The sequence below is a fragment of the Thiomonas arsenitoxydans genome, from assembly GCF_000253115.1.
Taxonomy (GTDB): Bacteria; Pseudomonadota; Gammaproteobacteria; order Burkholderiales; family Burkholderiaceae_C; genus Thiomonas; species Thiomonas arsenitoxydans.
The window spans coordinates 1,200,260-1,227,181 of record NC_014145.1; the positions used below are offsets into that span (position 1 = coordinate 1,200,260).

The 26,922-nt window shown below is 62.9% G+C and carries 25 protein-coding genes; 4 read left to right on the forward strand and 21 right to left on the reverse strand.

Annotated features, from left to right (window positions below; genetic code table 11):
* Nucleotides 1-12 precede the first annotated feature (12 nt).
* Nucleotides 13-846, forward strand: coding sequence for a DUF4197 domain-containing protein (locus THI_RS05530; protein ID WP_013105250.1), 834 nt, complete (start codon nt 13-15; stop codon nt 844-846).
* Nucleotides 847-947: 101 nt separating this feature from the next.
* On the opposite strand, the gene THI_RS18760 is transcribed toward THI_RS05530, so the two are convergent.
* The 5 genes from THI_RS18760 to nadB form a co-directional block, all read right to left on the reverse strand.
* Nucleotides 948-1,847, reverse strand: a complete 900-nt coding sequence (locus tag THI_RS18760; RefSeq protein WP_013105252.1) for a hypothetical protein — start codon at nt 1,845-1,847, stop codon at nt 948-950.
* 148 nt (nt 1,848-1,995) lie between these two features.
* Nucleotides 1,996-2,295 carry a BrnA antitoxin family protein gene (locus THI_RS05535; protein ID WP_013105253.1) on the reverse strand — a complete coding sequence of 100 codons (300 nt, stop codon included), beginning with the start codon at nt 2,293-2,295 and terminating at the stop codon, nt 1,996-1,998.
* Nucleotides 2,279-2,548, reverse strand: a complete 270-nt coding sequence (locus tag THI_RS05540; protein ID WP_013105254.1) for a BrnT family toxin — start codon at nt 2,546-2,548, stop codon at nt 2,279-2,281. Before THI_RS05540 ends, THI_RS05535 begins: the two co-directional genes overlap by 17 nt.
* Nucleotides 2,549-2,662: 114 nt before the next feature.
* Nucleotides 2,663-3,499, reverse strand: a complete 837-nt coding sequence (locus tag THI_RS05545; RefSeq protein WP_041609164.1) for an inositol monophosphatase family protein — start codon at nt 3,497-3,499, stop codon at nt 2,663-2,665.
* Nucleotides 3,500-3,505: 6 nt separating this feature from the next.
* Entirely contained in the window at nt 3,506-5,071 is a 1,566-nt protein-coding gene (nadB, locus tag THI_RS05550) for an L-aspartate oxidase (RefSeq protein ID WP_013105256.1), read from the reverse strand.
* 157 nt (nt 5,072-5,228) lie between these two features.
* Here nadB and THI_RS05555 point away from each other — a divergent pair, with 157 nt between their 5' ends.
* Nucleotides 5,229-6,008 (forward strand): class II aldolase/adducin family protein, encoded by a 780-nt coding sequence (locus THI_RS05555; protein ID WP_013105257.1) that lies wholly within the window; start codon nt 5,229-5,231, stop codon nt 6,006-6,008.
* Nucleotides 6,009-6,038: 30 nt separating this feature from the next.
* On the opposite strand, the gene panC is transcribed toward THI_RS05555, so the two are convergent.
* The 4 genes from panC to THI_RS05575 form a co-directional block, all read right to left on the reverse strand.
* A complete protein-coding gene (gene panC / locus THI_RS05560; protein ID WP_013105258.1) occupies nt 6,039-6,884 on the reverse strand; it encodes a pantoate--beta-alanine ligase in 846 nt (281 codons plus the stop codon).
* Between the two features lie 21 nt (nt 6,885-6,905).
* A complete protein-coding gene (gene panB, locus THI_RS05565; protein ID WP_013105259.1) occupies nt 6,906-7,766 on the reverse strand; it encodes a 3-methyl-2-oxobutanoate hydroxymethyltransferase in 861 nt (286 codons plus the stop codon).
* 86 nt (nt 7,767-7,852) lie between these two features.
* Complete coding sequence (locus THI_RS05570) at nt 7,853-8,701, reverse strand: segregation and condensation protein A (RefSeq protein ID WP_013105260.1); 849 nt, start codon at nt 8,699-8,701, stop codon at nt 7,853-7,855.
* 40 nt (nt 8,702-8,741) lie between these two features.
* Nucleotides 8,742-8,939 carry a DUF3460 family protein gene (locus tag THI_RS05575; RefSeq protein WP_013105261.1) on the reverse strand — a complete coding sequence of 66 codons (198 nt, stop codon included), beginning with the start codon at nt 8,937-8,939 and terminating at the stop codon, nt 8,742-8,744.
* A gap of 239 nt (nt 8,940-9,178) precedes the next feature.
* Here THI_RS05575 and THI_RS05580 point away from each other — a divergent pair, with 239 nt between their 5' ends.
* Nucleotides 9,179-10,378: an ammonium transporter gene (locus THI_RS05580; protein WP_013105263.1), complete on the forward strand. Its 1,200-nt coding sequence runs from the start codon at nt 9,179-9,181 to the stop codon at nt 10,376-10,378.
* 11 nt (nt 10,379-10,389) lie between these two features.
* Here THI_RS05580 and THI_RS05585 read toward each other — a convergent pair whose 3' ends face one another.
* The 3 genes from THI_RS05585 to THI_RS05595 all read right to left on the reverse strand — a co-directional run bounded on the left by THI_RS05585 (nt 10,390) and on the right by THI_RS05595 (nt 16,955).
* On the reverse strand, nt 10,390-11,778 hold the full coding sequence (locus tag THI_RS05585) for an alkaline phosphatase D family protein (protein WP_231836403.1): 1,389 nt from the start codon (nt 11,776-11,778) through the stop codon (nt 10,390-10,392).
* 23 nt (nt 11,779-11,801) lie between these two features.
* Entirely contained in the window at nt 11,802-14,072 is a 2,271-nt protein-coding gene (locus tag THI_RS05590; RefSeq protein WP_013105265.1) for a TonB-dependent receptor, read from the reverse strand.
* 180 nt (nt 14,073-14,252) lie between these two features.
* Nucleotides 14,253-16,955: a bifunctional YncE family protein/alkaline phosphatase family protein gene (locus tag THI_RS05595; RefSeq protein ID WP_013105266.1), complete on the reverse strand. Its 2,703-nt coding sequence runs from the start codon at nt 16,953-16,955 to the stop codon at nt 14,253-14,255.
* A 196-nt stretch (nt 16,956-17,151) separates the two neighbouring features.
* Here THI_RS05595 and THI_RS05600 point away from each other — a divergent pair, with 196 nt between their 5' ends.
* On the forward strand, nt 17,152-17,637 hold the full coding sequence (locus THI_RS05600; RefSeq protein ID WP_013105267.1) for a hypothetical protein: 486 nt from the start codon (nt 17,152-17,154) through the stop codon (nt 17,635-17,637).
* Nucleotides 17,638-17,662: 25 nt separating this feature from the next.
* Here THI_RS05600 and THI_RS19130 read toward each other — a convergent pair whose 3' ends face one another.
* The 9 genes from THI_RS19130 to THI_RS05640 all read right to left on the reverse strand — a co-directional run bounded on the left by THI_RS19130 (nt 17,663) and on the right by THI_RS05640 (nt 26,843).
* A complete protein-coding gene (locus THI_RS19130; protein ID WP_013105268.1) occupies nt 17,663-17,824 on the reverse strand; it encodes a hypothetical protein in 162 nt (53 codons plus the stop codon).
* Nucleotides 17,821-18,564 (reverse strand): COG4280 domain-containing protein, encoded by a 744-nt coding sequence (locus tag THI_RS05605; RefSeq protein ID WP_013105269.1) that lies wholly within the window; start codon nt 18,562-18,564, stop codon nt 17,821-17,823. The genes THI_RS19130 and THI_RS05605 overlap by 4 nt, the downstream gene beginning before the upstream one ends.
* A complete protein-coding gene (locus THI_RS05610) occupies nt 18,564-19,664 on the reverse strand; it encodes an ABC transporter ATP-binding protein (RefSeq protein WP_013105270.1) in 1,101 nt (366 codons plus the stop codon). The genes THI_RS05605 and THI_RS05610 overlap by 1 nt, the downstream gene beginning before the upstream one ends.
* A 3-nt stretch (nt 19,665-19,667) precedes the next feature.
* The gene (locus tag THI_RS05615; protein WP_013105271.1) at nt 19,668-21,389 is read right to left on the reverse strand and encodes an ABC transporter permease; all 1,722 of its coding nucleotides are present in this window, start codon (nt 21,387-21,389) and stop codon (nt 19,668-19,670) included.
* A 19-nt stretch (nt 21,390-21,408) separates the two neighbouring features.
* Complete coding sequence (locus tag THI_RS05620; protein ID WP_013105272.1) at nt 21,409-22,440, reverse strand: ABC transporter substrate-binding protein; 1,032 nt, start codon at nt 22,438-22,440, stop codon at nt 21,409-21,411.
* Nucleotides 22,440-23,195, reverse strand: a complete 756-nt coding sequence (locus THI_RS19485; protein WP_013105273.1) for an energy transducer TonB — start codon at nt 23,193-23,195, stop codon at nt 22,440-22,442. Before THI_RS19485 ends, THI_RS05620 begins: the two co-directional genes overlap by 1 nt.
* Nucleotides 23,192-23,599, reverse strand: a complete 408-nt coding sequence (locus THI_RS05630; protein ID WP_041608917.1) for an ExbD/TolR family protein — start codon at nt 23,597-23,599, stop codon at nt 23,192-23,194. The genes THI_RS19485 and THI_RS05630 overlap by 4 nt, the downstream gene beginning before the upstream one ends.
* 91 nt (nt 23,600-23,690) lie before the next feature.
* Nucleotides 23,691-24,407 (reverse strand): MotA/TolQ/ExbB proton channel family protein, encoded by a 717-nt coding sequence (locus THI_RS05635; protein ID WP_013105275.1) that lies wholly within the window; start codon nt 24,405-24,407, stop codon nt 23,691-23,693.
* A gap of 90 nt (nt 24,408-24,497) precedes the next feature.
* On the reverse strand, nt 24,498-26,843 hold the full coding sequence (locus THI_RS05640; RefSeq protein WP_013105276.1) for a TonB-dependent receptor: 2,346 nt from the start codon (nt 26,841-26,843) through the stop codon (nt 24,498-24,500).
* Nucleotides 26,844-26,922: the final 79 nt, after the last annotated feature.

Consider the following 26,922-nt stretch of genomic DNA (forward strand, 5'->3'; position numbering starts at 1 on the left):
CCGGAGAGCACGATGAAAACACGTCCCCTGGCTTTGCCTCTTGCCCTTGCCGCCGTGTTGGCGCTCGCCGCGCCACTGCCCGCAATGGCCTTCGATCTCGGTAGCCTGACCAACCAGCTCAGCGGCGCGCTGGGCACGGCGCAGGCGCCTGCGCAGCAAGCCGCGCAGCCGAACTCGGCCGGTCAGGGCGGCGGGGCGTCTTCGGGCGTGGTGAATGCCGCGGTGGCGGCACTGAGCAACGGCGAAGTCGATCAGGGGCTGAAGACCGCACTATCGCGCGGCGCGGACATCGCGGTGAAAGAGCTGGGCCGCGAAAACGGCTTCTATGGCAACGCCAAGTGGCGCATTCCCCTTCCGCCCGCCATCGAGAAGGCCAGCGGCCTGATGCGTATGGCCGGCATGGGCGCTCAGGCCGACCAGCTCGATCTGGCCATAAACCGCGCCGCCGAAGCCGCCGTGCCCGAGGCCAAAACCTTGCTGGTGGATGCAGTGAAAAGCATGTCGGTGCAAGACGCCAAGGGCATTCTCACCGGTGGCGACGAGGCCGCGACCGATTACTTCAAACGCAAGACCGAAGCGCCCTTGACGCAAAAATTCCTGCCCATCGTCGCCAAGGCCACTGACAAGGTCGGCCTCGCCCAGACCTACAACCGCTTCGCCGGGCAGGCCGCGCAGTTCGGCCTCGTCAAGGCCGATCAGGCCAGCATTCAGCAGTACGTCACCCAAGAGGCGCTCAACCGCCTGTACCAGGCCATCGGCGAGCAAGAAAAAGCCATTCGCACCGACCCCGTGGGTACCGGCAGCAAGCTGCTGAGTAAAGTCTTTGGCGCGGCGTTGGGAAGGTGAGGACGGGGGCGCGAGGAGTGAGGTGCTACGAAGCTAGATCTGACCCTTCTTTCGTGCGTCGAGCACGTGACCCCCGTAACTCGTACGCGCGTTCATCGATTTCACCAGCGATCTTCAAGTTTATGGAATTTTAAAGTATTTGGAAATCGACGCCTTAGGCGCAAAATAAGCCTTAGTCCTATAATTATATAGATAGCCCCTAGATATGTGTATAAATAATCTATAGGCTTGTTATTAAAATAAAATCCACTCCGAAATTGCAGTGGAAAGAATAAATTGCCCACAAAAAACACGATGCCGCCAATAAAAACTATCCAACCTGAGAATGATTTGGAAATAAAAAATCCACTTTTAAGGTGTATTCTATTTGATTTTTTGGCTGCTGCAGATGCTGGCAATAAGCCATAATTCGTCAATCCATTTGGGATGCCTTTTATGGAGCCACATAGTTCTGCAGAATTTGGGTCACCTGTATGAAGAATCTCTAATGTAAATCCATCCTTTGCGTCAATATAATCAAAATATAATTCTACTGCAATATCATCCTGCGATGGGTATATGCATTTTATGCCCAAAAAATCTCTCGTCGTTTCAATTATCCTGCTGTCTAGTATTTTAAGGGATTTATCTTTCAGCCTGACTCGAACTGGATTGGATGAAACTATGTCGCTGCCATTTATTGTATTTTCCCCAGCATTCCAAATAATCGCCGTATAACGAGAAAGCTTTGGAATTTTATTTCCATCGTAGAGTATAGTAATCGCCTTTGGGAGCATTCCGCCTAATAATTTCTCATGCATTTCCTGAAATGCAATAATTGATCTTTTGCGGGATGAATAATAAAAATATATAGCCAATATTGCTCCTGCGATCCCAATAAAAGTTCCCACCCATGCTGTAGATAGAACATCACGAATCCCATCAATCAGAGCCACGTTCATTCTCAATACCTGCCGTTCCAAGTTAGAAAATTGCCCACTATTATCGGTGTTGAGTGTCATTACGGAAGATTACACGCATGGCTGCATACGGCGCATGGTTAGGGGTCACGCATGTTTGCACAGCTGGGGTCATATGATTGGCGTCAGGTCTAGCGGTTGCATCCATAACTAGATGCTTGTTAACGAGGAGCACCATAATCCAGACAGCTTACGCACCGCGAGAATGACGTGCGACGTATTTGCGGAGAACGCTGTCCATCAAGGACTGCCAACCTTCGCCAGTGGATTTGAAATAGGTGATGACCTCGGGGCTGTAGCGCACCGACACGAGCAACTTCTTGTTTGCGGACTTGGGGCGGCTACGAACCGAGGCTAGGGGAACCATGGCCTTGAGTTGCTTGGGAGTGAGCGGTTGAGCATCGGGGTCGCTTCGAGCGGCCGCAGTGATGGCTTTGTCCTCTTCGGTCGTCGGTATACGAACGATGGGGCGATTAGAAGTTTTGGACATAGTGTTTGACCTCACGTCGATTGGCGCGGCGAAGGCTGATGATCCTTCGCGTGTTGTCGCGATCGATAAATGCCACGTAGTAGAGGGTGCCGGTTTTTGGGGCGAGGGCGATCATTCGCGTCTCGCCGTAGTCAAACCGCGCATCGATCCACACCAACGCAGCTTCCCAGTCGAGTTCACCGGCAAAAGCCAACGACACGCCGTGCTTGGCTTGGTTCGAGAGATCCTTGGCTGGGTCGAACTCGATACGCATGCTTTACTGTAGCTACAGTAAAGACGAATTTCAATGGGCAAGCAACAGGGTTTCAAGCAAAGCGTCCGCCCGCGGTAGTGCCAAGACTTGCCCGCAGCTCGGGCGGTTGGGCTCTCAGTCAAGCGCGCCGCCGTTCGCAGCCAACCACTGCGTCCATTGCGCAAACAATCCCGCATCGCCCGCGCACACGGCCGAGCGTTTTTCCAGGGTGTTGTTGAACACGGCTTCGCCCGCCAAGGTCTGACCATGGCCGCCGGCCTCGCTGAGAATGAGGCTGCCTGCGGCGTAGTCCCATAGGCCCTGGCTGCCGTGCAGGTAGAGGTGGAAGCGGCCTGCGGCGACCCAGCACCAGTCGAGCGCCACCGAGCCGATGGAGCGTTGCGAGCTGTAGGGTGGGCGCATTGCCAACTGCGTGGCCAGCGGGGCTGAAAGCCGCTTGAAGTCGATGCAGGCGATGGTTTTGGATAGCGGCACCTGTGTTGCGGGTACGCGCAAGGGCTGGCCGTTGAGAAATGCGCCGGCGCTCAGGGCGGCGCTGAAGACTTCGTCGCGCATCACATCGACGACGACGCCCAGCCGAACCCGGCCGCCCTGCATCCACGCCAGCGAGGGGCCGAACACCGGCAGACCGGCGGAGAAGTTGCTGGTGCCGTCGAGCGGGTCGAGCACCCACAGGCCGGGGCCGTCTGGCGAGGCGGCTTCTTTCGCCATGAGTTGCTGTTGCGCTTCGGCGGACATTTCTTCGCCCAGTAAAGGGATGTGCGGCCAGAGGGCGGCGAGTTCGTGTTGCACACGGGTTTGCATGGCCAGATCGGCGTCGGTGACCCAGGTACCGTCGGCCTTCAGGCGCGGGTCGGGCGACTGCGCACGGGGCAGAATTTCGGCGCGTGCGGCGTTGCGCAGCAAGGCGCTGACCAGGGCGAGATCGGGGAGGGCGTGCGGTGTGGGCATGGGCATTCAGGGCACGAGAATGGTGGGTGCTGCGGGCGCGGCGGTCTGCGGCCAGTCGAGGCTGTAGTGCAGGCCGCGGCTTTCGTGCCGCAACTGCGCCGAGCGCACGATGAGGGCGGCGACTTGCAGCAGGTTGCGCAGCTCCAGCAGGTCGCGGGTGACGCGGAAGTTGGCGTAGAACTCGTCCACCTCGGCTTGCAGCAGGGCGATGCGATGGGCGGCGCGTTCCAGTCGCTTGTCGGTGCGCACAATGCCGACGTAGTTCCACATCATGCGGCGCAACTCGTCCCAGTTGTGGCTGATGACCACGAGTTCGTCGGCGTCGCTCACACGGCTTTCGTCCCAGCGGCGGGGCGTGGGCACGGCGGGGGGCGCGGCTTCCAGGATGGCGAGCGCAGCGGCCTTGCCGAACACCGCGCATTCAAGCAGGGAGTTGCTCGCCAGGCGATTGGCGCCGTGCAGGCCGGTGTAGGCGACTTCGCCCGCGGCGTAGAGGCCGGGCAGATCGGTGCGGCCCGACAGGTCGGTGAGCACGCCGCCGCAGGTGAAATGCACTGCGGGCACCACAGGTATGGGCTCGCGCGCCATGTCGATGCCGAGTTCGAGCAGGCGGGCGTGAATGGTGGGGAAGTGCTGACGGATGAAGGCTTCTCCCTTGTGGGTGATGTCGAGGTAGACGCAGTCGTGGCCGCGCTTTTTCATCTCGAAGTCGATGGCGCGGGCCACCACGTCGCGCGGGGCCAGTTCGGCGCGCGGGTCGTGCGCGGGCATGAAGCGGGTGCCGTCGGGCAACACGAGTTTGCCGCCTTCACCGCGCACCGCTTCGGTGATGAGGAAGCTCTTGGCTTTGGGGTGATACAGGCAGGTGGGGTGGAACTGGATGAACTCCATATTCGCCACGCGGCAGCCGGCACGCCAGGCCATGGCGATGCCGTCGCCGCTGGCGGTGTCGGGGTTGGTGGTGTAGCGATACACCTTGCCGGCGCCGCCGGTGGCCAGCACGGTGTGCGCTGCGGCGAAGGTCTCGACCCGGCCACTGGCGGTGTCGAGGGCGTAGGCGCCCCAGCAGCGCGGGCTGGCCTTGCCGTCCACATGACGGTCGGTGATGAGATCGACGGCAACATGGTTTTCCAGCAGGGTGATGTTGGGATGGGCCTTGGCGCGGGCGAGCAGCGTGGTCTGGATGGCCGCGCCCGTGGCGTCCACCACATGGGCGATGCGGCGTTGGCTGTGGCCGCCCTCGCGGGTGAGGTGCAGCGCGGCGCCCTCGGTGTCGAAGGGCACGCCTTGTTCGCGTAGCCAGGCAATGGCGTCCGGCCCGTGCTCGATGACAAAGCGTGTAGCCGGCAGATCGCCCAGCATCGCACCGGCGACCAGGGTGTCGTGTACGTGCTCCTCGAAGCTGTCGCCCTCGGCCAGCACCGCGGCAATGCCGCCCTGCGCCCATTGGCTGGACGAGACGTCAAGCGTGCGCTTGGCCAGCACCGTCACCTTGAGGCGCTCGGCAAGATGCAGTGCGGTGGACAGGCCGGCCAGACCGGCGCCGAGGATCAGAACATCACTTTGGGGCATGGTGGGTCAACGCGTGGGTCAGCGCTTGGAGGAGGGGCGTCAGTGAAGGGGTGATGAAAAGGTGATTGTCCCTTGTTCGCGCGGCCAGCGCCTTGTTCGCTGACAAGGCGCGCAAATGGGCCGAAAATCTGCTTCCGTAAGAACGAAGGAGACAAACATGAACATACCGAACCTGGAACACGCGGTGGACCCGCAGGAATGGGCGCTGCGCTGCGATCTGGCGGCTTGTTATCGGCTGGTGGCCTTGCACGGCTGGAGCGATCTGGTGTTCACTCACATCAGCGCCAAGCTGCCGCTTTCGCTGACCGGTGGCGACCACCAATTTCTCATCAATCCCTATGGCCTGATGTTCGAGGAGATCACGGCGTCGAGTCTGGTGAAGGTGGACGCCGAGTGCAACAAGCTGAGCGAGAGCCCCTATCCGGTCAATCCCGCAGGTTTCGTCATCCACAGTGCGGTGCACGAGGCAAGGCCGGACGCGGGCTGCGTGTTGCACACCCATACCCGCGCCGGAGTGGCGGTGAGCGCGCAGGAGCACGGCGTGTTGCCCATCAGTCAGCAGAGCACTTTCGTGCTGGCGTCGGTGGCCTATCACGACTATGAGGGCGTGGCGTTCCGTTCCGACGAAAAGCCGCGTCTGCAGGATGATCTCGGGGACGCCAACTTCCTCATTCTGCGCAATCACGGCCTGCTGACCGTGGGCGCGAGCATCGCCGATGCCTTTCTGGGCATGTATGTGCTGGAGAGTGCCTGTCAGATCCAGATCGCCGCGCTGGCGGGTCAGCAGGGGGCGGAAGGGCTGCGCCAGGTGCATCCGCGCATTCTCAGCGGCGTGGCAGAGGCCATGCGAGTGCAGACCGGTGGCATGGGGGGCGCCTTTGTCTGGCCTGCGCTGCTGCGCAAGCTCGAACGCACCGATCCCGGATACCGGGCTTGAGGGCGCCGTCTCAAGGTTGCCGGGGGGCGTTCAGCACTCCAGGTTGTCGATCAGCCGGGTACGGCCCAGGCGGGCGGCGGCCAGCGCGACGCAGGGCGTTCCGCGGTGCAGGTCTTGCGCGGTAGGCGGTTGCAGGTCGGCGCGGCGGCGCAGGGTGAGGTAGTCGGGCGTCCAGCCGAGTTGGTCGAGGCGGGTCATGGCCTGTTGTTCGAGCAGGTGAATCTGCTCGGGGGCGGTCGCGCTGCGGGCGTCTTCGGCCAGGGCGCGCAGCGCGGCCTGGAGTTGCGGTGCCTGCGCGCGTTCTTCGGGCGTGAGGTAGCCGTTGCGCGAAGACAGTGCCAGTCCGTCGTCGGCGCGCACCGTGTCGAGGCCGATGATGGTGATGGGCAGGGCGAACTGCTCGACCATGCGACGGATGAGAAGTAACTGCTGATAGTCCTTCTTGCCGAACACGGCATGGCGCGGCTGCACCATCTGGAACAGCTTCATCACCACGGTGGCCACGCCTTCGAAATGACCGGGGCGGGCGGCGCCGTCGAGAATGCCGGCGATGGCCGGATCGGGCAGCACGCGGAAGGTCTGCGGCTGCGGGTACATCTCGGCTTCGTCAGGGGCGAACAGCAGGTCGCAGCCGGCGTCGGCCAGCAGCGCCGCGTCGTGCGGCAGGGTGCGCGGGTAGCGGTCGAAGTCTTCGTTCGGCCCGAACTGCAGACGGTTGACGAAAATGCTTGCCACCACCGGGACGTTTTCCTGCCGCGCGCGGGCGATCAGGCCCAGATGCCCGGCGTGGAGATTGCCCATGGTGGGTACCAGGGTCCAATCGGGGTGCGGCTCGAGCGCGGCGCGCAGGTCGGCAACGGTGTGGACGGTCAGCATGGGCAAGGGCGGGAGGAAGAATCAGGCGGCATAGCCGTGCAGGGCCTCGTCGGGGAAGGTGCCTTGTTTGACGGCTTCAACATAGCCGCGCACGGCGTCGAGAAGGCTGGGCGCGCCCTGCATGAAGTTGCGCACAAAGCGCGGTTTGGGGCTGCGGGTGATATCGAGCATGTCGTGCAGCACCAGCACCTGGCCGTGGGTGCGCGCACCCGCGCCGATGCCGATGGTGATGCCGGGATAGGCCGCGCTGATCTGCGCCGCCACATCGGAGGGCACGAGTTCGAGCACCAGCATGGCCGCGCCCGCAGCGCCAACTTCGGCCGCATGACGGCGCAGGGTGTCGGCCGATTGCGCGTCGCGGCCCTGAATGCGGTACCCGCCGAGTGCGTGCACGCTCTGCGGCGTGAGGCCGAGGTGGGCGCACACCGGAATGCCGCGCTCCACGAGGGCGGCGATGACGGGCGCGGTCCAGCCGCCGCCTTCGAGCTTGACCATCTGCGCACCGGCCTGCATTAGCGCCACGCTGCTGGCCACGGCTTGCTCGACTCCGCCCTGGTAGCTGCCGAAGGGCAGATCGGCAATGAGCCAGGCGCTGCGATTGCCGCGCGCCACGCACTGCGTGTGATAGACCATTTGTTCGAGCGTGACGGGCAGGGTGGAGCCATGGCCCTGCATCACCATGCCCAGCGAGTCGCCCACCAGCAGGCAATCCACCCCGGCGGCGTCGAGCAGGCTGGCGCTGGCCGCGTCGTAAGCGGTGAGCATGGCGATTTTTTCACCGGCCTCACGTATGGCGCGCAGGCGGTGCAGGGTGAGCGGTTTGCGCGGGGCGCTATCACTGCGGGATGGAGCGCCGTAGGGAGCGGGAGAGTCTGCTGACATGGCTTGAGCTCAGGTGGAAACCGGGGCATTATGCCCGCGCCGGGTTGGTTTTTGCGAACGAGCGTTCGATTCCCAGCCTGGCGACATCAACTCGGGGTGTAAGCCAGCCGCACATAAAGCGGGGCGAAGGCTTCGGCCTGGGTGATTTCCACCAGCGCTTCCCGGGTGAGTTCGAGCAGCGCCACCAGTGTGACCACGGCGACGGGCACGCCCTGTGCGGGGTCGAACAGTTCGTGAAATTCGAGGAAGCGCTTGCCTTGCAACTGGCGCAGCACGCGGCTCATGTAGTCGCGCACCGAAAGCTGCTCGCGGGTGATCTTGTGGTGGGTATGCAACTTGGCGCGCTTGAGAATGTCGCTCCACGCCTGTTGTAGTTCGTCGGCCGCCACCTCGGGCAGGCGCGGTGCGGCGTCGCGGTCGAACAGCACTTGCGCACGCCAGAAGTCGCGTCCGAGCACGGGCAGGGCGTCGAGCTGCTGCGCGGCGAGCTTGAAGCGTTCGTATTCCAAGAGCCGGCGCACGAGTTCGGCACGGGGATCTTCGGGCTCGGCGCCGGGCTCGGTGGGCGGCCGCGGCAGCAACATGCGCGACTTGATCTCGATGAGCATGGCCGCCATCAGCAGATATTCGGCGGCCAGCTCCAGATTGTGTCGGCGGATTTGCTCGACATAGCTCAGATACTGCGCCGTGACCTGCGCCAGCGGAATGTCGAGGATGTTGAAGTTCTGCTTGCGGATGAGGTAGAGCAGCAGATCCATCGGCCCTTCGAAGGCTTCGAGAAAGACTTCGAGCGCATCGGGCGGGATGTAGAGGTCTTGCGGCAGCTCGAACAGCGGCTCGCCGTACAGCCGCGCGACCGCCATGCCATCGACCGTGGCCGGGGTGCTGTCCACCGCCGGAGACATCAGCGCGGCGTCGCCGGGCGCGGCGGTCATGGAATGGCCTGCAGCGAAGCTCGCCACGCTCGGGGCGACTTCAGTGACTGCCGTAAACGTAGGCTTTCTGCGGCACGCGGGCCGCCTGGAATTCCCGGGTCAGCTCGGGGTTTTGCGGTTTGTCCCAAAGACGGGCACGCCCTTCTTTTTGCTTGGCCTCAAGCTGCGGATCGCTGTGCTTCAGATCCTGGATGAAATGCGTCACTTCAGAAACGTAAGGTTTGACTTTGAAAGGCATGGACGTTCTCGAATGGAAACCGCAGGAGGAACAAATAGCCCGTCATTCTAAGCAAGCGGCTGCTCTGATCGATGCGCCCGAATACGGTGCGCAACGCCTTGATATGGTGCGAACCGAGCCCTGTCATGCACCGAAAATGCGCAGTTTGTGAGCGGTTGTGAACCCAACAGGGGCACCGTGCGCCATTTATGGGCACGAAGTTTGCTGTATCTATCTCACTCTTATCAGGAACCCCAACCATGCAAGACGCCTCCAGTGGAAATGTGTTGTTCATCCTTCTCGGCGCCATTCTGGTGCTCGCCATGCACGCCGGGTTCGCCTTTCTTGAGCTGGGCACGGTGCGCAAGAAAAACCAGGTCAACGCGCTCTCCAAAATCATCACCGACTTTTCCGTCTCGGCGATTGCCTACTTTCTGCTCGGCTACGGCATCGCCTACGGTCATCATTTTCTCGTGGGCGATGACGTGCTCACCCGCGACCATGGCTATGAGCTGACCCGCTTTTTCTTTTTGCTGACCTTCGCCGCGGCCATTCCCGCCATCATTTCCGGCGGCATTGCCGAGCGCGCCAAGTTCTGGCCCCAACTCATTGCCACCTTCACCATCGTCGCCTTCGTCTACCCGTTTTTCGAGGGCATTGTGTGGCACGGCAATCTGGGCATTCAGGCATGGTTGCAGTCCACTTTCGGCGCGCCCTTTCACGACTTCGCCGGCTCGGTAGTGGTGCATGCGATGGGCGGCTGGATCGCGCTGCCCGCCGTGCTCTTGCTCGGGCCGCGTCGCGGCCGCTATCACGCCAACGGGCAGATATCGGCGCATCCGCCGTCGTCCATCCCATTCCTGGCGCTGGGTTCGTGGATACTGATCGTGGGCTGGTTCGGCTTCAACGTGATGAGCGCGCAAAAGCTCGACCAGATCAGCGGTCTGGTGGCGGTGAACTCGCTCATGGCGATGGTGGGCGGCACCCTGGCGGCGCTGGCCGCGGGCAAAAACGACCCCGGCTTTCTGCACAACGGGCCTTTGGCCGGTTTGGTGGCGGTGTGCGCGGGCTCAAACGTGATGCACCCGCTAGGCGCGCTGGTGGTCGGCGCGGTTGCCGGGGCGCTGTTTGTCTGGATGTTCACCCTGACGCAAAACCGCTGGAAGATCGACGACGTGCTGGGCGTCTGGCCGCTGCACGGCCTGTGTGGCACCTGGGGCGGCATTGCCGCGGGCATTTTCGGCATGAAGGCGCTGGGCGGGCTGGGCGGGGTGTCGCTGGCCTCGCAGATCGTCGGCACGCTGATGGGCATCACAGTGGCCCTGATCGGCGGCTTCGTGGTCTATGGCGTGCTGAAAAAGACCCTCGGTATCCGCCTCGACGCCGAAGAGGAATTCAACGGCGCCGACCTCTCCATCCACCGCATCAGCGCCACCCCGGAGCGCGAGGCGTCGTGGTGAGGCGAAAGGTTCTAGCCCCAGCCCAGGTCGGCCAGCGCCAGGGTGTGCGACCACAGCAGCTTGCCGCCGACGTTCTTGGCTTGCAGCTCCAGCCGCCGCTCCTTGCCCTCGCCGCTGAATTTGAGCACGCCGTAGTTGCGCTCAGCGACTAGCGTGCCGGGTACGCGGTTGGGATTGCCGTCGCCTTTGGCCGGCCCGGAATTCAGCGGTGAGCAGGTGAACTCCACCAGCGGATAGTCGCGCTTGCCGCCGTAGGCCGGGCGCGGATACCGGATCAGCTCGGTGATGTGCCGGTCTCCCGAGAGAAACAACAAGCCGGGGATGCGGTATTGCTGCAGCCAGCCGAGAAATGCGGCGCGTTCTTCGGGAAACTGGTTCCAGCCCTCGTAAGCGTCGTCGTCGTTGAAAAACTGGCCGCCGGCGGCGACGATCTTGAAGCGGGCGCGCGAGAACAGCAGGGCGTTGCGCAGCCAGCGCATCTGCGCCGGGCCGAACATCACCTTGCCGCGGTCACCTGGGCTGGTGGCGTCTGCGCTGCGCCACCAACGATCATCGAGCAGAAAAATATCGGCATCGGCGATGCTGGTCTTAGTGAACACTCCGGCGACGTCGCCAACGCCATACGTCGGGTTGGCCCAATAGGTTTTGAACAGATCGAGCGAGGCGTTCTTGAACTCGAAACTCGCATCGCTGTCGTTCGGGCCGTAATCATGGTCGTCCCAGATCGCCACTTGCGGGGTTGAGCGTAAAAACGCATCCAGCGGAGCGAAGCCGCGCTGTTGGCGGTAGCGCAGCGCCATGCCTTGCGGGCTCTGACAATCCACCTCGCGGTAATAGAGGTTGTCGCCCAGCCACACCATCAGATCGGCGCCTTCCTGCGTCATCGGCTCATAAATTTCGTAGCCGCCGCCATAGGGCTGGCCCGGCCGGTCGAACAGCGGGTCGTTCAGATATGCGCAAGAACCCGTCAGGAGGGTGACATCGGGCGGCGGTGAACGAAACTGCCAGATGGGCTGCGTGCGCACGACGAGGGTGCGATTCGCAGCCGGTTTGCCATTGACCCAGGCCACAGCACGGTAGCGCGTGCCGGGAGAGAGATCGTCCATGACCAGATGAGCGCAGAACTGCCCTGCCGCATCGGTGCGAACCGACGCGGAGCGCTTTTTCTCGCCGGGCTGATTCTCTGGGGCATACTCCAACGCCACTTCGGCTGCGCCGGGCGTCTGCACCCAGATGAGGGCAGAGCGTGCAGCCACATAGCCCTGCATCGGCCCGGCGTAGAGCACGCCGGGGGCGGCTGGTTCAGCCCAGGCTGCAGGAAAGGGCCATTGCCCGGTGGCCAGCAGCGCGGAAGTCACCAGACCGCCCCGCAAGAATGCGCGGCGGGTCGGAGGGATCAACGCGGTCTTCGGCGCCGCGCCCATCAGAACTGCGCCTCCAGGCTGAGGTAGTAGCTGCGTGGCAGGTTGTATTTGATGAGCGGGTCTTTGGCGCTGCCCGGAAAGCCGGTGCTGTATTTAGTGATGTAGCGCTTGTCGAACAGATTGTTCACATTGAAGCCCACGCTGACTTTTTGCAGACCCAAGCCGCGCACCGTGTCGCCGCCCTTCCAGGTGTAGCGCAGCGAGGCATCGGCGATGGTGTGCGCCGGAATGGGGGACTTGAAGTCCGTCCAGTAAGCCTCGCTGGTGTGGCGCACGCCCAGCTTGGCTCGCCACGGGCCGACGGTGTAGATGCCGCCCAGCGCCATCGTGGAGTGTGGCGAATACGGCATGGGCACCTTGGCCGAGGTGAACTGCGCGTTGAGCAGCCCCAGGTTGGCGTAGGCCGACCAGTTTTTGTCGATCTGGAAATTGTTCTGCCAGGCGATGCCCTCATTCACAGCCTTGCCCACGTTGGCCAGAATGGAGATGGACTGGGTGGCGCCGGGCGGCGTGTAACTGAAACTCTGGATGTAGTCGTCGAAGTTGACGCGGAATACATCCACGCCGCCGCTCCACATGCCGAAGTCGTAGATCACGCCAGCGTCGTAGGTCGTGGCCTTTTGCGGGGCGAGATCAGGGTTGTAGGTGCCGGTGTAGTACTGGTTGTATTGCGGCGGATTGCTGTTGCGGGTGTAGTTGGCGTAAACGTTGATGCCCTGTGCCAGCTTGTAGTTCACGCCGAGAGAGGGCATGGTGGTCGAGAAGCTGGAGCTGTACTGCCCCGCAGTACCCTTGGATTTGGCGACTGCCGCATAGTCGATGAAGTCGCGTTCGGTTTTGAGGTATTTCAGTCCGGCCTGCAGGGTCAGGCGGTCGGTGGGCTTGAAGGTAAAGTTGAAATAGGGCTCGTAGAGTTTGGTTGAGACCGGTTCCTTGTACACCGAACCCAGATACTGACCCGTGGTGCTGCTGATGAACTGCTGGTCGTGCGTGGTGTCGTTCTTGTTGAACCAGATGCCAGCTTCCAGCCCCAGGTTGTCGGTAATGGGCGTGGTCAGCTTGAAAATATTGCCCCAGCGCCGGGTGTCGTTGATGCCATGCGACATGAACAGGCCGCCCACTGGCGCCTTGACCGAGCCATACACCCCATTGGGCTGCAGCAGGTTGTAGGTGCTGTTGGTGTAAGCGCCGCCGCTGTAGCCGTTGCCCCGGTAGTAATAAAGCTGGTTGGAGACGGTGACCTTGCCGAAGGTGGCTTCGTATTTGGCATAGGTCAGCCAGTTTTGATATTGGTTGTAGTTGTAGGTGGGCGAGAGACCGTTTTGTTTGCCATTGACGACCGGGTCGCCGCGATAGACGTTGCAGGTGTCGCCATATTTGGCGTAGTCGGCCTTGGTGCAACCGCCGTAGTAATTGAACTTCTGGTTGTTCTGGGTGTAGAACAGGGTCAGCGCGCCGGTGCCGAGTTGGGTCACGCTCTTGAACAAGTATTGCTTCTGGTCGCTGGGCGTGTTGTCGAAATAGCCGTCGCTGTGGGTTTTGTTCGCGTAGAACCACAGCGAAGTCGGGGCGCCGCTATTGGCGCCGAGCAGCCCGGAGTTGACCAGGGTGCCGAAGTTGTATTTGCCGAAGGAGCCGTATCCGCCGAGCAGGGAAACAGAAGGTTTGGCGCTCGGGTTCAGCGAATAGGTCTCGACCGAGCCGCCAAATGCGGCCAGACCCGGAATGGCGGCTGAAGCGGCTCCCGGAAAATATCGCGTCCCCGCGATCAGGCGTGTGGGGATGAACTCGTTGGTGTAGAAGGCGTAGCTGCCGTTGTCGTTCAGCGGTATGCCGTCGAGTGTCCAGTTGATGAGATTCTGTCCGAAGCCGTTGATGTACACCGTGTCGCCGTTCATGCTGTCGCCATCGCTGCTGACGACCACATTGGGCATGTTTTCCAGCCCGCGGGTGAACGAGTCGGTGGGGTCGAGCGACTGAAACTGGCCGGCAGTGATTTCGGTTTGGGCCTGTGTGGCCTCAGGGTTGAACTGCTGGATGGTGTTGAGCTGGCTTTCGGGGATGACGGTTACCGTGCCCGATGGCGCTTTGAGGAAAAAGCTGTCCCCCGGCTTTGTGGCGCTGGTCTGTCCTTGCGCCTGCACTTCGCCCAGACTGGTTTGCGCGTGGGCTTGCGCTGCGGTGCCGAATGCCAGCGCGAGGGCGACGGTGAGCTTGAGGTTTGATCGCTGGAGTGGGTTTTGTGATGGGCAATGCACAGCGGGTTTCATGGTGGTTGCAGGAGGGGGAAAGAACTCGTCATTTTTGAGACACGATGTGAAAATCTGTTGAATTCATGTGTCAGAACGATGACGTTGTTTTTCTGCAGACGCGGGATTTCTTGCCATGAAAAAGACCCATTTCGGGGCCTGGTGAGATGGGTTTGAATGCCGTTTTGGGGTGAATCGATTTCAGTCGTCGTCTTGACCGGCAATCAGGCTGGAGGCAGGTCGCCGCTGTGCTTTGGCCAGGGCTTGCACATGCGCAAGCATGGCGGCGTAGGCCGCTGGGCCTCGGCTGGCCAGCCATTCCTGCCGCATCTGCTCGGGGCCGGAAACCTTGAGCAGTGCGGTCGGGGTATAGCGGTGAGCAGGGGGCGGTGCGCTTTGGGCCACCTGGCCGACACCCGGCACGACGACTTCAGGCAGTGCGCGAAAAGGGGCGTCGACTGGGCAGACGCCAGGGTTGCGCTGCATCGGCACTAGAGACGGCAGCACGGGGTAGGGCGCGGCATCGGGCGTGCTGCGCCAGATGCCGGAAAGCACATGGGCGTTGGCGTCCCATTGCGACATCGGCGGAATGTCGGCCACGGTTTCGATGGTGCGCAGCAGATCGACCTGCGAGAGATGCTGCGTGACCCGCACGCCAGGCTTGACCCACGGCCCGGCGGCGACGGCGAAGGTGCGGTGGGCGTCGATGTGATCGGCGCCCGACTGCGCGTCGTCCTCGGTCAGCAGCACCAGGGTGTGCTTCCAACCCGGCAGTTTGGACAGGCTGTGGATGACCTGCGCGGTGGCTTCATCGTTGTTGGCCACATAGCTGTCCGGGCTGGGCAGGCAGGGGTGGCGGCCGGCGGTGTGGTCGTCGGGCAGCCAGATATAGAGCACGCGCGGCAGGGGGTGATGGCGCAGCCAGTTGTCCACGACTTTGGCGCGGTCGGTGTCGAGGATGAGGCGATCCCAGGCCGGGTAGTCCATGGCCAGATGGGCGCGCAGTGCAGGCGAGATGTCGCCGATTTTGTTGCGCGAGGCAAACTCCCCAAAGTCTTCGAAACTCACCTTGTGCGCGAGCAGATCGTTGAACAGAAACAGCCGCGCCGGGTAGGTGATCCAGGGGTTGCTCCAATGCCCGAGCGCGGAGAGATTTTTGTAGATCGCATAAGGGTTGCGCGCATCGCTGGCTCCGGGGGCGAGCGACTGCGTCCAACCCGAATTGGCGATGTAGCCGCGGTCGGAGTAGTACAACGGCCATGTGCGCTGAAGGAAGTCGGAGTCTGATCCGGCGGTCGTCCATTGATGACCTTGCGAGGTCACTTCGCCATCGGCGTAGAAATTGACGAACAGCGCACCCAGGTCGGCCATGCGGTAGAGGTTGGGCAGTTCGCGCGGGCCGTAGAGGTTGAGCGCGGGGTCGGCCCAATGACCCGCCGCAGCGTATTTGCCGAAGTCTTCATCAAAGGTCTTGTTCTCGCGCAGGATGAAAACGACATGCTGGATGTGGCCGTGCAACCAGGCTGCCGCTTTGGCGTTGTCGGACGCCAGTTGCCGACGCTGCGCGGCGCTGAAGCCGTTGTTCGACAAGGCAGCTTGCGTCCAGGCCGGGCCGTGTATGGGCAGCTCGCGCAGGTCGATGCGTTGCAGCACGCCCTGCATGAAATTGCCCACCCATTGATGGTGGATATTCGGCCCGCCATCCATGCCCTTGGCGCTAGCAACGTATAGGGCGTTGCCCTGTACCGTCACCGCTGTGGGATACCAAGCCGTCGGAATGAGGGCGATGCGTTTGCCACTGGCGAGGTCGTACACCGCGACATCGTTGTTGCCCGCGTTGGCCACGAACAACTTGCCTTGCGACACCGCCAGTGCGTCCGGGTAAGAGCCGGGCGGCGCGCCGGGGTAGGGGCTGTCGTCGATCACCCGCACGACTTTGAGGGTCTGTGTGTTCACCGCGACGAGGCGGTCGAGGTTGGCGTCGGCCACCCAGACGTTCGATGAGTCGGGCTGCGCCGCCAGCGCAGTGGGATGGGCGCCGGCCGCGCCGCTGCGCGGGCCGAGCACCGGGCCTGTGGGCACTGCGCCCAGCACCTTCCAGGCTCCGCGGTCGATGATGGTGACGCCATTGCCGCCCCAGTTGCTCACTACCAGCCGTTTGCCGCCATCGGCCAGAGTGACGGCGAAGGGGTAGCTGCCCACGTTGAGATAGTGGGTCACCCCAGTCTGCAGGTCGATGCGCGCCAGACTGTTGGCCAGCATCCCGGTTACATAGGCGTGCCGCCCGTGCGGGCCGATGACCACGCTGTCCGGATAGAAGTGACGGGTCTGCTGCCAGTCGCCGGCATATTGATAGGGGTATTGATCCCGCGGGAAGGGCTGCCACTGCAAGCGATAACGGCGAAGCAGATGCAGCGGGCCGTTGCCAGACGAGCCGAGGGCCAGAAGGTCGTCGCTATTGCCGCCCGTGGCGTAGAGCGTGCCGTCAGGCCCCGCGGCCAGCCCCTGAAACAGGCTTTGGCCCTTGATGACCTGCTCGCCGTCATCGGCTCTGCCACCATTCTGATCGCCCTGCGCCACCGTCGCTCCGGGTGCTGCATGCTTTTTGTCCTTGGCAAAAAGGGCACCCACACGGCCTTCGGGCTGCAGGGTCTCGGCAGCGAAACGCAGCACGTTTTGTTGTTTGCTCGCCCCTCCCGTGAGCACGGCCACATGACCGTCGCTGAGGGCGATCTGGGTGGGGAAGTTCGGGGTTTCAACGATTTGTCCTGCCGGGGTGAGCAGGCGGCCGCTGGGCAGGAGCGCACTTGGCGCTTGAGCCGCGAGGACGCTCTGGGACAGGCTAAGGGCGCCGAACACAAGGAGGGATGGGTAAGGGGGATAAGGGCGATAAGGGCGAGTCATCGTGGAGACCTCTGGTCATTGAATTTGGCGTTGAACAAGTAGCTGTTGAACATAGGCAGGAACAGCGTCACGGGCATGTCAAGATCAAAAAAAGAGGTGACCATTTGTGTCAGACAAGAGGCATCGCCTGCGCGAAATTGCGGTGTTGGAAAAACGGTATAAACTGTTTATTCGATTTTCATTGAAGGAGGCCGCCATGCCTGTTACCAAATCCAACCCGTCCGCCAAAGTCACTAAATCCGCCGTTGTGCCCGCACGAGCGCCCGCTTCCGCGCCACGCAAAACCGCCAAGCCCGCCACGCCGCAAAAGACCGCAGTGAAGCGGGCGACCCCTCATGCGGTAGCCAAGGGCGCTGCCAAGGGGGCGACTAAACCCGCCGTCAAGGCGCCCGCACGCAAGACGGCAGTCGCCAAGGCAGAGAAATCAACGTCCGCGCCTGCCGCCTTGAGCAAACCGCCCAAGATCAAACTGGTGCGCGACAGTTTCACCATTCCTCGCGCTGAGTACGAGATGCTCGATGCGATCAAGGATCGTCTGGTCAAGCTGACGCGTCCTGCGAAAAAAAGCGAAGTGCTGCGCGCCGGCATCGCCGTGCTGGCCGCGCTCAACGATGCCGCCTTGCTGGCCGCGCTGGAAGCCGTGCCCGCCATCAAGACCGGCAGGCCGAAAAAGGCGAAGTAAGACATTGCATCGGGGCTGAGTCCGCTCAGACTGCCTGCCAGAACGCCGCAGCGATCAGCGCGGCTACTAGCACCCAGCCGCTGGCTGCAGGCTGCCATTGCGCGGCGCCCCAGGCCAGCGCCACGGCCACGGCCACCGAGGCCACATTGCGAGCGTCGCCGAAGATGAGTTGCAAGACTTTTTTCATGCGCGGGCTCCTTGGGGGGTGAGTTGCGGTACGCGCAGCTTGAATGCAGACAGGCGGCCAGCGACGACATAAACGGCGAACAGCAAGAGCAGTGTGGCATCGCCCAGTGGCCATACCTTGGCTTCGTCGAGCAGGCCGCCAAGGCTCCAGAAAGTGCCGAAGGCCAGCAGGGCGCAGGCCACGGTGAACTTGAGGGTGTTCTCAGGCACTTTGGTCAGCGGTGCGCGCAGCACCAGGCCTACTGCGATGACGGCGAGCAAGGCGGCCACCGCGCTGCCCGCCGCCTGTCCGTAGCTGATGGAGCGGCCCAGCGCCACCACCAGCAGCCAGACTTCCAGCCCTTCGAGCAGCACGCCCTTGAAGGCCACGGCCCAGGCGACGCGGGCTTCGGCGTGGTCGATTTTGTGGCGGGTTTCGGCAAATTCCTTGGCTTCGTCGTGCAGCTTGGTGCGCCCGGCGTAGCGGCGGATGGCCTTGACGTACCAGCGCAGACCGAACAGCAGCAGAAACAGGCCGATGGCGGCGCGGATGAGGTCGATGTCGGCCTGCACCACATTCAGCGCCGTGCCGGTGACGGCGATGAGCGCGGCCACCACCGCCAATGCGGCGGCGGCTGCTCCGGCGGCGCGGGCCCAGCCGATGGTCAGCGCCACGGCGAGCACGATGGTGAAGGCTTCCACCCACTCGACGGCGGAGGCCAGGAAAATGGCGGTCATGCCGCCCCATTGGGTTGCGTTCATCAGGTGAGTTCCTCTGTCGTTGTTTTGCGTGTGGGATTCATGGTGGGGTAGAACAGGGTTTGCTCGGCGGCGATGCGCAAGGAGACGGTGCTCCCCGCAGCAGGCGCAAGGTCATCGGATACAGGCAGGCGCAGGGTCACGCCGTGCAGGTCGATGCGTAGTTCAGTGTGCTCGCCCACGGTGAGGTGACTGAGCACCCGGGCTTGCACTGGCCAGAGCAGAGCGTCCTGGTTGACGCGGGCATGGGGGAGGTGCAGCGCCGTGGTGCGCAAATACAGGCAGAGCGGCCCATCGGCCAGCGCCTTGCATTGCGGCGGGGCACACACCTCACCCCAAGGCGCATGCAGGCGCCCGGCACGCAGCTGCGCCGGCCACGGTCCATGCGCCCCGGTGAAGTGGGCGACGAACTCGGTTGACGGCTGGCGCAACAGGGCGCGCGGGCTGCTGAGCTGCAGCAGGCGGCCTTGCGCCATCACCCCCACGCGGTCGGCCAAGGCCAGAGCCTCACGATGGTCGTGGGTGATGTAGAGCGCGCTGATGCCGTGCTCGCGCACCACGCTGCCGATGAGATCGCGCAGTTCTTCGCGCAGCCCGGCGTCGAGGTTGGACAGTGGCTCGTCGCACAACAGCAGCCGAGGCCGCACCGCGAGCGCGCGGGCCAGCGCCACGCGCTGCTGCTGCCCGCCGGAGAGGGCGTGCGGATGGCGGTCGGCCAGATCGGCCAGGCCCACATCGGCCAGCATGGCGCGGGCTTGCTCGCGCGACTTGTCGCGGCCCAGGCGGTGCAGCGGCAGGGCGACGTTGTCGAGCGCGCTCAAGTGCGGCCACAGCGCATAGTCCTGGAACACCATGCCGAGCTGGCGCTGCTCTGGCGGCAGAAAGGGGCCGCCCGCGGCGTCGATCACGGTGGCGCCCAGGCGCATGCTGCCGCCATCGAGCCGCTCAAGTCCGGCCACCAGGCGCAGCAGCGTGGTTTTACCCGAGCCGGAGGGGCCGAGCAGACAGAGGATTTCCCCCTCCTGCAGTTGCAGGCTGAGGTCGTGCAGCGCGGTGGTGCCGCCGAAGCGCTTGCGCGCCGAATCGATGTGGAGCAGGGTCATGGTTCAGTGGGCGCCGAGTTGGCGCCAAGCCACGGGGGTGAAGCGCTGATAGACCCAGCGCGCCAGCAGCGCGAAGGCCAGCAGTACGGCCATGCCCAGCACCTGCAGCCGCGCCTGCTGATGCAACTGGAAACCTCCGGCGTATTGCAGCAGCGCCACGGCCAGCGGCGGATGCCCAGCGGGGTAGAGCAACTCAGAGGCCGGCAGCTCGAACGCGATCGACAGCACCGCCAGCAGCCAGCCATAGAACAGCGCGCCGGACAACAGCGGTAAATGAATATGGCGCAGGGTTTGCCAGCGCGACAGTCCATGCACCCGCGCCGCGTCGGCCAGTGAGCGGTGCAACTGCGCCACCGGCCCCATGAGCACGCGACTGGTGGCGGGCACGGCCAGCGCCACATAGGCCATGCCCAGCAGCAGGCTGCCGCCATACAGCGGCGCGTAAGGCTGGTTGTAGGCCTGCAGATAGGCGGCGGCCAGCACGATGAGCGGTAACGCCATCATCGCCAGCAAGGCCACGTCGAGCAGGCGGCCCACGCGACCGGGGCGGGCGATCAGCCAGGCAATCGGCAGGGCGATGCCCACCGTCAGGCTGGCGGCCACCAGCGCCAGTTGCAGCGAATAGCCGATGGCGGCAAGCAGCGGCGGCAATGACGCGGCAATCTGCATCCAGCCCGCCTTGGGCCAGGCCACGCCCAGTGCGGCGAAGCTGGGTAGCGCCAGGGCGAACAGGCCCAGCGCGATCAGCAAAACGCCGTGCAGCAACTGATGGCTGGCCCGCAGCCGCACCCGCGCGGCAGGGCGGTGCTTGGCGCCCAGGGTCTGGTGCTGGCTGGCGCGTTGCCCCACGCGGTGCTGCAGGATGAGCGCGGGAACCACCAGCCCGAGCAGCAGCCAGGACGTGGCCGCAGCCAGCGGAAAGTTCAGCGGCATGCCGTTGACCGCCTGATAGATGGCATACGTGCCCATGGTGAAACCGCTGCTCGCGCCCAATGTGGCCACCACCGCGAAGTTGCGCAGCGATTCGGCGTAGGCGATGGCAAACCCGGCTGCCAGTGCGGGCAGCAGGGCGTTGAGCCCGAGCCGCAGCCGCCACAGCCTGGACAGGCCATGCACGCGCGCCGCCTCCTGCTGTGCCGCGCTGGTGTGGCGCAGGCTGCCTTGCGCCACCAGAAACACATAGGGCACGACCTTGAGCGCCAGAGTGATGACGATGCCCACCGGCCCGAGCAGCCATTGCGCCGCATGCAGCGCCGCAGGCCATGCGGCCAGCGGGCCGATGGGCGCGGCCAGCAGCATCCAGCCCGAGGCGAGGAAGAAGTCGGGGAAGATCAGCAGCAGCCACACCCCGGCCTCGATCCAGCCGCGCCCGTGCAGATCGGTGCGTTCGCGCAGCCAGGCCAGCCACAGACCGAGCGGCAGCGCCGCAGCGCCCACGGTGAGCGCTACCCACAGCGAGTTGAACAGGGCGTGGAGTTCATAGCCCTGCACGGCGTGCCGCAAGGGCTCAAGCGTCGGTCGCAGGTCGCCTTGCAGTAAGTGCGGCATCGCCGCCGAAAGCAGAAAGCCCAGCAGCGGATAGGCCCAGAGTGCGATGAATACGGCGGCGGCGAGCAGCAGACCGAGGCGCGATACCCAATGTCGCAGACCAGCCGCCCTGCGGCCAGCCGCTGTTGAGGCGTCGGCGCCGGGCAGCCAGTTCATGGCTTGAAGCAGGGCGATCATGGTGCGTCGCTGTTCAATCTCAGCGGGCGATGTGCGCGGTGAACCAGTCGATCACCTGCGGCTCTTTCGGCCCCCAGACCGCGGGGTCGATCACCAGCGGCTGCACCGTGCCCAGTTGCTTGAGGCTGGGCAGCGGGGCGACGCCCTCGACCAGGGGCAGGTAGTTGGAATCTGCATTGGCATCACCCTGCTGCATCGCGGCCTGTCCCGCTGGCGACAACACCCATTGCACAAAGCGCTGCGCCTGCTGTTCGAGCGGGCCGGAAACCTGTTTGCCGATGGCCAGATCGGACGGCAGCACCGTGGCCGGAGTCGGGGTGGCGATGCGCAGACCGGGCATTTCGTGCAGGAAGCCGATGGCCGCCGAACTCTGCACCACGGCGGCGTCGATTTGGCCGTATTGCAGCGCGCGCAGGGTCACGCTATTGGTGGGGAAGACCTTGAGGCCGTTGGCCTTGAGGCGCGCGAAAAACGCCTTTCCAGGCGCATCGCCCAGGTGTTGCAGCAGACCAGCTACCAGTGGATAAGTCGGGCCGGAGATGGCCGGGTTGTCCATGCCCACCTTGCCGCGCAGCGCGGGCTTGGCCAGATCGTTCCAGGTCTTGGGCCAGTTGGCCGCAGCGATGGCCTTGGGGTTGTAGAGGATGACGCCGGCAAAGGTCACACCTACCGGCTGCCAGCAGTGGCTGAGCGGCACGAGTTGCTGGCCCAGCGCGGTGTAGCGCACCCCGGGCGTCCAGCCGCACTGCAGCAGGCCCTGCGCGGCAAAGGTCTGCATGGCCTGGTTGCCGTCGAGCCAGAGCACGTCCCACTGCGGGTTGCGGCTTTCGGCCTGCACCCGCGCCAGCAGCGGGCCGGTGCTCAGGTGAATGAGGTTGACCGGAATGCCGGTGGCCTGGGTGAAGGCCTGCGCCAAATGCTGGTCATAGCCCATGGCGCCATAGACGGTCAGGGTGGCGGCGTGTGCCGTGCCAAGGGCGGCGGCGCAAAGTGCGGTGCTGCCCAGCAGGCGCGCCAGCTTGTTGACGAAAGAACGGGTGGAGACTGACATCAGGAATCGCTCAGGTGAAACCGCACCCAGATGGTGAAGGCCATGTTCTTGCCTTGCAGTTCCTTGGGTGTTGCGGGGTAGGGGGCGTTGCGCACGGCTTCCAGCGCGGCATGGTCGAGCAGGTCGGCGCCGCTGGAGGTGACGACGCGCAGATGGCTGACGGCGCCGTCGCGGAAGTCGAAGCCCACCAGCGTCTTGCCGGTGAGCTGCATCATGCGGGCGGCCTGCGGATAGCGCACCGCGGCCTGGATGGCGCTGCGCAACTCGGCCTCGAAAGTGGCCTTGATCGAGGCCACATCTGGCGCTGGGGGAGCAGGGGGCTGCGGCGGTGCGGGCGCGGCCACCGGCATGGCGGGCCGGGTGTCGGGCGCGGGTGCGGGCGGCGCCTGCACCTTGGGTGTGGGTTCAGGTGCGGGATGGGGTGCAGGCTGCGGCGGCGGTGGCTGCACCGGCTTGGGTTGCACCTTGTGGACGATAGGCTTGGGTAGCGGCTTGACCACCGGCTTGGGCACGGGTTTGGGCTCCGGCGGTTTCGGCGTGGGCGGGGTCACGGTCTTGGGGGCGGGCTTGGGCGCTTCGAGCACGATCTGCACGGGCGGCGGCGGGGGTGGTGGCGCAGGGTGGCTGCTCCACCACACGATGGCGGCGATCAGTGCCGCTTCGAGCAACAGCGCCGCCAGCGCAGCCAGGGGCCAGCGTTTGCCGTCCTGGTCTTCGCGCCACGGGGCGGGGGGGGGATGCAGCACGGCGCTCATTGCCCGCCGTCCCTGGCTTGCCGGGCCGCCAGCCCGATTTTTGTGACCCCGGCAACGCGGCAGGCGTCCATGACCGTCATGAGTTGCTGCAGAGAAACGTCTTCTTCCCCGGCGATGGTGACCTGCATCGCATCGGTGTCCGGCTTGCTCTTGAGCAGGGCGGTGAGTTGCTGCGGCGACAACACCTTGCTGTCGTAGTGAATGGCGCCGGACTTGTCCACCGCCAGGGTGATCTGCGGCTTGGGCATGCTTTGCGCGGTGGAACTGGTGGGCAGGCGCGAGGCGATGCCAGCGTCTGGAATCATGTGCAGCGTGACCATGATGAAGAACACCAGCAGGAAAAACATGATGTCGATCATCGGAATGATCTCGATGCGCGCTTTTTTCGCTTCAAAATATTTCATGGCGATCAAACAAAAATGCCGCGGCGATTGCGCCGCAGCCCAAGCGTGCGAACTCCAGCGCACGCGACCTGGAGAAGTTGTGCGAACGGCGTCAGGCCATCTTTTGCTGCAGAGTTGCGGCTGGCTGTGCCGCCGGGCGCACGGCCTGCCCGTTCTGCGCCACGACCACCGGGCGCACGCCGCCCTCGCGGTAATGCGGGTACATGCGGTTGGACAGCATGAGCTTGATGCGCTCGAGCTGATGCATCACCAGACGCACGCGCTGGTTGAGCGCGTTGAAGGCCACCAACCCGAGCACGGCGATGAACAGCCCCGCAGCCGTGGCCAACAGCGCTTCGCCCACGCCGCCGGTGACCGCTTGCGTGGCCGCCCCCGGGTTGGACAGCGCCGAGAAGGTGTTGAACATGCCGATGATGGTGCCCAGCAGACCGAGCAGCGGCGCCAGGGTGACGATGGTGTCGAGCATCCACAGCCCGCGGTCGATGCGCGGGGCCTGATCCATCACCGCTTCTTCCAGCCGGTCGGTGAAGTGATCGAGCGGGTCGGCCAGGTCGTGCTGCAGCGCCACGGCGACCACCTGCGCCGCAGGCGAATCGGCGTCATCGTCCACCTTGGCTTTGAGCTGCTTCACATCCACATGCGCGTGGCTCTTTAGCTCGCGGATCCAGCCTTTGGCCGAAGCCAGCATGCGCGAAATCGCCCAGAAGCGCTCCACGCTGACGGCCAGCGCGACAAACAACAGCAAGGCCATGATGTAGAGAATCCCGCCCGAGGTCTGGGCCAGGTGGGTGAGGGTGTCGAGAGACATGATCTAACTCCAGATGTTCAAGGAACAAGTGTGCAGTTTGACCGGCCCAGGTGAAGAGCCGATGACGGATTGCGAGCAACCGGATTAACGTCAAAAACTTGCACTTAGACTGGCGTAAAGCGTGCGCGGCGCACCCGGAAGCCCCAGAATCTGCCCTTGCGAATTGCCGCCTAGCAGGCCACCGCTGGTCACTTCCTCAAACGGGTTGTATTGTTTGTTCAGCACGTTAAGAATATTCACGCTGAAACGTACGTCGTGCACTGCTGCATGGCTGAAGGGTACTTCGCCATCGAGCCCGACATTCAGCAGACCATAGGCAGGGATGGTTTTCTGGCTTGGGGCTCCGAGATTATTGTCGAACATATGCTGTTTGCCGACATATTGATACCATATGCGAGGTGTTAACAATATTCCAGAGATGTAGTCTTCGTAGGCAAAGCCGACATTGAAAGTCTTGTTGGGTACGTTTGAGACGGGAAGTCCTGCATAACTCACGCCGCCTGTTGTGTAGTTATTGAAATCGGCGCTCTCAAAATTCATGTTGGCAAACGCGTGCAGGTTGTACAGTATGTCGTCCGCTACCGCGATGTTGAAGCCCTTGTAAACCGAATCGCCATTGGCGTCGCCGAGGAAATTACCGTTTGCGTCACTCAGCGTGATGTACTGGTTCGTATAGTGCAGGTGGTAATACGACACACTCAGCAAGAAGTTGCGCAGCATGCCATCGTTTTTCAAATGCATCTTGAACCCGAGGTTGTAGTCCGTGCTCTTTTCCAGGTTGTAAACCGGGGGCGTGGACTGATAAATACCCCCGCCGCCGCCGACCTGTGGCTCTTTGTACGCCACTGCATAGTTTCCAAACAGCGCCAGCGTCGGTGTGATGCGCCAGTTGGCGGCGATCGACGGTTCGGTCTCATGATGTGTCACGTTCGCCGCAGGCAATTTGCCTTGGTCGTGCTGCGGATACAGTGCGTAGGCTTGGCTGAAATCGCTCTGCCCAGCAGGGTAGTAATTTGTTTGATAGTTGATAAACCGGATACCTGGAGTGATGTCGAAGTTCGCAATGGGACTGATCTTATCTTGCATGAACAGCGCTAGATCGGTCTGATCCCAATAATCACTGCGATATTTTGCGTTTGGCACGCCCTGGCTGCCGTTATAAGGCGGATTTGTATTGTAGAATGCGTTTCTGGAATTGTAATGGCTTTTCAGGAAAAAGCCACCTAGACTCACAAGATTATGAGGTAATGAAATATCTGCCCAGGCTTTGTCGCCATAAACCTGCGTGCTTGGGTTGTTGTATTCGTAAAGATTCGCAGGATTGCTCAGGCCATAATTATTGTAGTGATAATGCAGGCGTTCACCCATTCGATACCATACTAGATTGTGCAGTGACAAGGTCTCGTCCACCTGAATATTGGCCTTGCCATAAATGATGCGCGTCTTGTTGGTGTCGTCTTTGAACCAGACGTTGGCAGGGATTGAACTGTAATAGCCGGATGTGGATTGGCTGTACAAGGGTGTGTTCGGAGTGCCATCCAGTGTGACGCCACTGATCGGCTGCAAAGGGATCGGCACTGGGCGATATCCCTGACCTTCAGCCTGATAAAAGCCCAAGGAAAAATCGCCTTTTTCGAATGTCTTGCGTGTTTTCAGGAACCAGGCGTAGTTATGGCTATGGTTTTTGAAACCGTCGCTGCTGGTGCGATAACTGTCGGAGGAACCTACTCCTCCGGCGAGAACTGTGGCCCAGCCGTCGTGCATGCCGCTTTGCAGACTCAACGACAGATTGCGTGCGCCGTAGCTGCCGACACTCAGACCGACCGTGCCGCCAGCCTTGGCTGTGGGCTGCAGCGGCACGAAAGCAATTTCGCCGCCGATGTTGTTGTACCAACGATCTTTGGCGCTGCCTGGGCCATAGGTGATGCCGATTCCCTGTAGGAGGCCAAGCTGCGGCACTTCCGGCGATTCCCACAATCCGGTCGATGGATTCGACATGGGGACGCCATCGAAGGTCACGGCAATGCTGCCGTTGTCGATTTGGCCGCCTGAAAACCCGCCCCAACCCTGTTTGATGCCATTGATACTGATGGAGGTTTTGGTCGATCCCGTCGCTCCATAACCCGTTACGCCAACTCCGGGGGCCAGCGAGAGGGCTTGCGCGCTGCCGCCGACGGGGCCTGCTGCTTGTAACTCTCGCTTACTGAGTACTTTGATCGATTGGTCCGACTTGAACACATGGGTTTGTTCAAGCTTGGTTGCCTCGTGACTTTTCGCCGGCTGAGGTTTCTGACCTTCCTGCCCGCCCGCCTGCACCGTGCCCAGACTCTCGGGAGAGGTCTGCGCGTGGGCTGCGGCAAACGGCATGACGAGCAGGGCGGCCAGGACGGACTGGGTGAGTCGCGATGGCTTGAAGGTGGGTCGATGGCGAGACATGACTGATTGCTCCCTTGGGCGGTAGGCGGGTGGGTTGACGAAAGCTGTCATTCCATTCCTGCGACATGTCTGCGGGGTT